The sequence below is a fragment of the Mesorhizobium sp. M8A.F.Ca.ET.021.01.1.1 genome, from assembly GCF_003998025.1.
In the GTDB taxonomy this organism is placed as follows: domain Bacteria; phylum Pseudomonadota; class Alphaproteobacteria; order Rhizobiales; family Rhizobiaceae; genus Mesorhizobium.
Genome location: NZ_RZSJ01000368.1, coordinates 1 through 6,157, shown reverse-complemented (window position 1 = coordinate 6,157; position 6,157 = coordinate 1). Strand labels below are relative to the sequence as shown.

Sequence of the window (6,157 nt, the reverse complement as noted above, 5' to 3'; positions counted from 1 at the left end):
CCGCTGCAGATCCCGCGTTCGGTGATGACCCGCATCGTGCGCGCCCGCATCGACGAGACGCTCGAACTCCTGCGCGACCGGCTCAACAAATCCGGCTACGGCAATGCGGTCGGCAAGCGCGTCGTGCTCACCGGCGGCGCCAGCCAACTGGCCGGCCTGCCCGAGGCGGCACGCCGCATCCTGGGGCGCAATGTGCGCATCGGCCGCCCGCTCGGCGTGGCGGGCCTGCCAGAAGCAGCGAAAGGCCCGGCTTTCTCGGCCGCAGTCGGGCTTCTGATCTATCCGCAGATGGCGAGCTTCGAGAGCCATCCGGCGAAAGGTATTTCCGGTCTCAGGATGACCGGAACGGGTGGAAAACTGCATCGCATGAGTCAGTGGTTGAGAGACAGTTTCTAATTGACGGGGACAGCCCCATAGGCGGCCGCGGCGGCGAAGCGGCGTGAAAGGCAAAGGACGGAGACAATGACCATCAATCTGCAGAAGCCGGACATCACCGAGCTTAAGCCGCGCATCACCGTGTTCGGTGTTGGCGGCGGCGGCGGCAATGCCGTGAACAACATGATCACCGCCGGACTGCGCGGTGTCGAGTTCGTCGTGGCCAACACCGACGCGCAGGCGCTGACCATGTCGAAGGCCTCGCGGCTGATCCAGCTTGGCGCGCATGTCACCGAGGGGCTCGGTGCCGGATCGCAGCCGGAAGTCGGCCGCGCGGCGGCGGAAGAGTGCATCGACGAGATCCTCGACCATCTCACCAACACCCATATGTGCTTCGTTACCGCCGGCATGGGCGGCGGCACCGGTACGGGTGCTGCTCCGGTGGTTGCCCGCGCAGCCCGCGAGAAGGGCATCCTCACCGTCGGCGTCGTCACCAAGCCGTTCCACTTCGAAGGCCAGCGCCGCATGAAGACGGCCGACTTCGGCATCGAGGAGTTGCAGAAGTGCGTCGATACGCTGATCGTCATCCCCAACCAGAACCTGTTCCGGCTGGCCAATGACAAGACCACCTTCGCCGACGCCTTCGCGATGGCCGACCAGGTGCTCTACTCCGGCGTTGCCTGCATCACCGACCTGATGGTCAAGGAAGGCCTGATCAACCTCGACTTCGCCGACGTGCGTTCGGTGATGCGCGAGATGGGCAAGGCGATGATGGGCACCGGCGAAGCTTCGGGCGAAGGCCGCGCGATGGCCGCCGCGGAAGCCGCGATCGCCAACCCGCTGCTCGACGAAACCTCGATGAAGGGCGCCAAGGGCTTGCTGATCTCGATCACCGGCGGCCGCGACCTGACCCTTTTCGAAGTCGACGAGGCGGCGACCCGCATCCGCGAAGAAGTCGACCAGGACGCCAACATCATCCTGGGCGCCACTTTCGACGAGGAACTCGAGGGCGTCATCCGCGTCTCGGTGGTCGCGACCGGCATCGACAAGTCGGCCGCTGAAATCGCCGCCGCGCCGATCTCGATCCGCACGGCGCCGCCGAAGCCGGCCGCCCGGCCGGCCGTCGCCGCGGTGGAAAGCCGCCCGGCGCCGGTCCAGCAGGCCGTGTATGAGCCGCGCGCCGCCGATCCTGTTGCCGAAGCCATCCAGTTGGCCGAAGCGAACGCCGCTGCCATGGCGCAGGCTCGTCCGGCACCGGTCGCCCATGCGGACGATTTCCGCCCGCAGAGCAAGATCTTCCAGGCGCCGCCCGCGCAACCGATGCCTCAGCCTGTTGTCCAGCAGATGATGCAGCCGGCTCCGCAGCCGCGCGAAATGCTGCGTGAGGTCCAGCAGCCGGTGGCGATGGCGCCGCAGCGCATGCCGCGCGTCGAGGATTTTCCGCCGGTCGTGAAAGCGGAGGTCGACGCCAAGAGCCGTCCCGCCGACCATGAGAACAGCGGCCCGATGGGTCTCCTGAAGCGCCTGACCAATGGCCTGACCCGCCGCGAAGAGGAGCCTGCACGGCTGCAGCCGGCGCAGCCGCGCGAGCCCAGGCTGCGCCAGGCCGCACCGGAAGTGCGCCGCCTCGCCAGCCAGGACGCCCAGCTCTACGCGCCGCGCCGCGGCCAGCTGGACGACCAGGGCCGTCTGACGCCGCAGGTGAGGGCGACTCAGGACGATGATCAGCTGGAGATTCCGGCGTTCCTGCGCCGCCAGGCCAACTGAGCGGTTAACGGATTGTAACAATTGTTAACAGGCAGGCAAGAAATTGCTTGCCTGTTAACGTTTAAAAGGCTGTATAATCAATAGGTTATCGTGTCACACAGGTTCCAGTTCGCGGTTACAAAGAGTAAGAAACCGTGATTTGGAGTCTCCCTGCCGGGACATTATCTTCGCTGCCTACCATGGTCGGTATGCGGGGATTTCGGGGGAAGTAGCCCTGCCTGCCGATTTAACAAGAGCCGCGCCCTCGGGCTGGAGAAGCGGACCTAGGCACTACGGGCTTATGGGGATTGTCTTGCACGACCACCAGACGACAGTGAAGACGCGCGCGTCGCTTACAGGCACCGGCGTTCACAGCGGCAAAGAAGTTTCCATCAGTTTCCTGCCCGCGGATGCCGATACCGGCATCGTGTTCCAGCTTCTCAATGGCGACGGGCAGGGCCGTGAGTTCCGCGCCCTGTTTTCCGAGATCGGCGCCACCGACCTTTGCACCATGCTTGGCGATCCCTCGGGCGAGCACATCGCCACGGTCGAGCATATCATGGCCGCCCTGTTCGGGCTCGGCATCGACAATGTCATCATCGAGATCGACGGCCACGAGGTCCCAATCCTCGACGGCAGTGCCATGGCGTTCGTCGAAGCCATCGACCAGGCCGGCATCGAGGTGTTGGCCGTCAAGCGCCGCTATATCAGGGTGGTCAAGCCGGTCCGCATCGAGAACGGCGCCTCCTGGGCCGAGTTCAGGCCCTATGACGGCACCCGCTTCGAGGTCGAGATCGATTTCGAAAGCCCGGCGATCGGCCGCCAGCTGTTCGCATCGGACATCAATGCCGATATTTTCCGCCGCGACATCGCCCGCGCCCGCACCTTCGGCTTCATGAAGGACGTCGAACGGCTGTGGGCCGCCGGCTATGCGCTGGGATCCTCGCTCGAGAACTCGCTGGTGATCGGTGACGACAACCGCGTCATCAATATGGGTGGCCTGCGCTACCCCAACGAATTCGTGCGCCACAAGACGCTCGACGCCATGGGCGACCTGGCGCTGGCCGGCGCGCGCTTCATCGGCTGTTTCCGCTCCTATCGCGGCGGCCACCGGCTGAACGCCGCCGCGCTGCGGCGCCTGCTGTCGGACCGCACGGCCTTCGAGATCGTCGAGACGACACGCCGCGAGCGTGGCCGGGCCGCCGAGATGAACGCCGTCAACGCGCCGCTCTATGCGCCCTGGATGATCTGATTTTCTTAATCTTTTTCGCATTGCATGGCGGTATGGGTGTTGCATGAATGCATCATCCATCAGCGAAATTGCATAGATTTTCGCGCTGCGGTCCGTCGCCACAAAAATGTGCGATTGGCTGGACATAGCGTTGCCGGGCAAGGCGGTTATGGTTTATGGCTGCTGCCGTCGATTAATGCATGTCGCCTAGAAGTGGGGACCATTTTTTGGGACAACAGCATGCAAGAGGCACTAAAATAACGCCGAAAGGGCGCAATCCAATCATGTTCTTCAAGCGAGTCGGTCAATCGAAAGCGCCGCAGCGGTCTGTCTTCCTGGCGCTTTCGGTGGTTGTTCCATCGCTCTTTCTGTCGGCCTGCATGTCGTCGGAGAAAGATATCGACCTTTCGACCTATGTCGACCAGACCGAGCCGGCCGACGTTCTCTACAATCAGGGCCTCGCAAACATGAATGCGGGACGCCTGGACGAGGCGAGCAAGAAGTTCGACGCCGTCGACCGCCAGCATCCCTATTCGGAATGGGCCCGCAAATCGATGGTGATGGGCGCGTTTGCCGACTATCGGAAGGGCAGCTACGAGGACGCGATCCAGTCGGCAAAGCGGTACCTGGCCCTCTATCCGTCCACGGATGACGCACCCTATGCCCAGTACATCATCGGTCTCAGCTACTATCGCCAGATCAAGGACGTGACGCAGGACCAGAAGGAAGCACGCCAGACCGTGCAGACGATGCAAGACCTGGTGACGCGCTGGCCGACGTCGGAATATGTCGACGACGCCAAGGAAAAGATCCGCTTCGCCAACGACCAGCTCGCCGGCAAGGAAATGCAGATCGGCCGTTATTATCTGGAGCGCCGCGAGTACATCGCCGCCGTCAAGCGCTTCCGCACCGTGGTCGAAAACTATTCCAACACCCGCCATGTCGAGGAAGCGCTCGCCCGCCTCACCGAAAGCTATTACGCGTTGGGCTTGACCTCGGAGGCCCAGACGGCGGCCGCGGTCCTCGGCACCAACTATCCCGACAGCTCGTGGTACAAGGATTCCTATAAGCTGCTGCAGAGCAACGGTCTGGCGCCACGCGAAAATGCCGGATCGTGGATATCCAAGGCCGGGAAGCTGATCACCGGCGCCTGACCGCGGAGCTCCGAGCGAAGCGCGCAGTGTGCTTTTTCGGATTGATCCGAAGCTCAAACAAAAAGATAGTGCGGCGCTGCGACTCCAACTGTCGGGTGCCGCCTTAATCTTTTTGTTTTCGTGCCTGTCGTTATCCCGAAACCGGGTCCACTTCTGGGCGGCATGCAATAGGTCCGGTTTCTCATGCTTTCCAGACTGTCGATCCGAGATATCGTCCTGATCGAAAAGCTGGACATCGACTTCCAGCCGGGTCTCTCCGTGCTGACCGGCGAAACCGGCGCCGGCAAATCCATCCTGCTCGATGCCCTGTCGCTGGCGCTCGGCGCGCGCGGCGATGCCTCGCTGGTGCGCCATGGCGCGTCGCAGGGCCAGGTCATTGCCGTGTTCGATGTTCCGCGCAACCATCCGGTGCGCGCGCTGCTTGCCGAAAACGCCATCGAGGATGACGGCGACGTCATCCTGCGCCGCGTGCAGACGGCGGACGGCCGTACCCGTGTGTTCGTCAACGACCAGCCGTCCAGCGTGACGCTGATGCGCGATGTCGGCCGCGCACTGGTCGAGATCCATGGCCAGCATGACGAACGCGCTTTGGTCGATCCGGGCGCGCACCGCGATGTGCTCGATGCTTTCGGCGGCCATCTCGGCGCCGTCCGCGCGACAGGCGAGGCATGGCGGCACTGGCGCGCCTGCGAGCAGGAGTTGACGCGCCATCGCGCCAAGGTGGCGGCCGCCGCCCGGGAGGCCGACTATCTGCGCGCCGCGGTCGCCGAACTGACCAAGCTCGATCCGCAGCCCGGTGAGGAAACCGAACTTGCCGAGCTGCGCGCCCATATGATGCGCGCCGAAAAGATCGCCTCCGAAATCCACGACGCGCAGGATGTGCTTTCGGGCCCGTCCTCGCCCTTGCCGCAACTGGCCAGCCTGCTGAGGCGGCTGCAGCGCAAGGCGACGGAGGCGCCCGGGCTGCTCGAGGACGTGGTCAAGTCGCTGGATGAAGCGATGTTGTCGCTCGACGCGGCGCAATCGGGCGTCGAGGCGGCGCTTCGCGCCACCGAATATGACCCGCAACGGTTGGAGAAGGCCGAGGAGCGGCTGTTTTCGCTGCGCGCGGCCTCGCGCAAGCACAGCGTCGCCGTCGACGATCTGGCGCAATTGCGCGACACGATGGTTGCCGATCTAGCCGACCTCGATGCCGGCGAGGAGCGCCTGCACGGACTGGAAAAGCAGGCCGCCGCCGCGCGCGAAACCTACGACATCGCTGCCGCACAGCTGTCCTCGCTTCGCCATGCCGCGGCGGTCGGCCTGACCAAGGCGGTGATGGCCGAATTGCCGGCGCTGAAGCTCGAACGCGCGGCCTTCATCGTCGAGATGAAGAGCGAGGCCGAGAGCCGCATGGAGGAGGGCATCGACCAGATCGAGTTCTGGGTGCGCACCAATCCTGGCACGCGGCCCGGCCCGATGATGAAAGTCGCGTCGGGTGGCGAGCTGTCACGCTTCCTGCTGGCGCTGAAAGTGGCGCTTGCCGATCGCGGTTCGGCGCCGACACTGGTTTTCGACGAAATCGACACCGGCGTGGGCGGCGCGGTGGCCGACGCCATCGGCCAGCGGCTGGCGCGGCTGTCGAAGCGGGTCCAGGTGCTTTCCGTCCCCC

4 protein-coding genes and 1 pseudogene are annotated in these 6,157 nt (G+C 64.3%); all 5 read left to right on the top strand.

Annotation, left to right across the window (positions count from 1 at the left end; all coding sequences use genetic code 11):
• Positions 1–396 (top strand): annotated as a pseudogene (locus EOA36_RS24025) (cell division protein FtsA); the annotation flags it as partial.
• Between the two features lie 66 nt (positions 397–462).
• Complete coding sequence (gene ftsZ / locus EOA36_RS24020; protein ID WP_127279710.1) at positions 463–2,142, top strand: cell division protein FtsZ; 1,680 nt, start codon at positions 463–465, stop codon at positions 2,140–2,142.
• A 280-nt stretch (positions 2,143–2,422) separates the two neighbouring features.
• Positions 2,423–3,373, top strand: coding sequence for a UDP-3-O-acyl-N-acetylglucosamine deacetylase (lpxC, locus tag EOA36_RS24015; RefSeq protein WP_127279709.1), 951 nt, complete (start codon positions 2,423–2,425; stop codon positions 3,371–3,373).
• A 263-nt stretch (positions 3,374–3,636) separates the two neighbouring features.
• Positions 3,637–4,506: an outer membrane protein assembly factor BamD gene (locus EOA36_RS24010; RefSeq protein WP_127279708.1), complete on the top strand. Its 870-nt coding sequence runs from the start codon at positions 3,637–3,639 to the stop codon at positions 4,504–4,506.
• A gap of 183 nt (positions 4,507–4,689) precedes the next feature.
• Positions 4,690–6,157 (top strand): DNA repair protein RecN (gene recN, locus EOA36_RS24005; protein WP_127279707.1); only part of this gene is annotated, 1,468 nt, incomplete at its 3' end.

Excerpts from the sequence above, each read along its gene's own strand:
- ftsZ (WP_127279710.1), top strand. The coding sequence starts at position 463 with ATGACCATCAATCTGCAGAAGCCGGACATCACCGAGCTTAAGCCGCGC.
- EOA36_RS24010 (WP_127279708.1), top strand. The coding sequence starts at position 3,637 with ATGTTCTTCAAGCGAGTCGGTCAATCGAAAGCGCCGCAGCGGTCTGTC.
- lpxC (WP_127279709.1), top strand. The coding sequence starts at position 2,423 with ATGGGGATTGTCTTGCACGACCACCAGACGACAGTGAAGACGCGCGCG.